Below are 684 nucleotides of genomic sequence, written 5' to 3' on the forward strand. Positions count from 1 at the left end.
ATGAGCTATGCTTCAAGCCCAGTAGCATCCGGCAATGACCTCCCTTAACCGTGGATTTTTGGTTGCTATAAATAAAGAAGCCCTGATGCATTTAAAGGCAACAGGGCTGACAAATTCTAATGGTGAATGCACTTATTGTTTTTCGATCAGAGATAAAATTACTCCATCAAAAAAACCACCATACTTCTTGGCCCATGGGCGCCAATAATCAATGATTGTTCAATATCAGCAGTCTTGGAAGGGCCGGCCACAAAGACACCGTAACCTGAGTCGGCTACATTTATCTTTTGATACACTTCATGCATGTTTCCAAGCAATTTATCGATTTTCAGTAAGACGATTAAATGCTGGGCAATAAACGGCAAAGCCCGATGAGCAATTTTGTCCTCAGGAAGCCAAATTGCTGCATTTTCTACTACTCCCCAATCACCCTCCAGGATGGCCACTTCTATATGTTCCAATTCATGTGGATCTTGGACATTCTTGACATCAAAGTTCCCAGTGATTCCATCTACTAAAGACAATACCTGTTTGTCTGCGGTGAAGTTTTCTTGAAGATACGTTTGTATGGCTGCTTTTCCTTCTCCCGTTCTGGCTGTTCCGCCATTCAGCTTTATGCTGGACTGAAATTGTTCGATCAGGTTGTCTTCATAAGGATATTCCGGATGCTCCGGTAGAGGAAGC

1 protein-coding gene is annotated in these 684 nt (G+C 42.8%); it reads right to left on the minus strand.

Annotated features, from left to right (window positions below):
- Nucleotides 1-158: 158 nt before the first annotated feature.
- On the minus strand, nt 159-684 hold a 526-nt coding region (locus tag ADIWIN_RS15675; protein WP_040757605.1), incomplete at its 5' end, for a LutC/YkgG family protein.

It is taken from the genome of Winogradskyella psychrotolerans RS-3, from assembly GCF_000427335.1.
Classification (GTDB): Bacteria; Bacteroidota; Bacteroidia; order Flavobacteriales; family Flavobacteriaceae; genus Winogradskyella; species Winogradskyella psychrotolerans.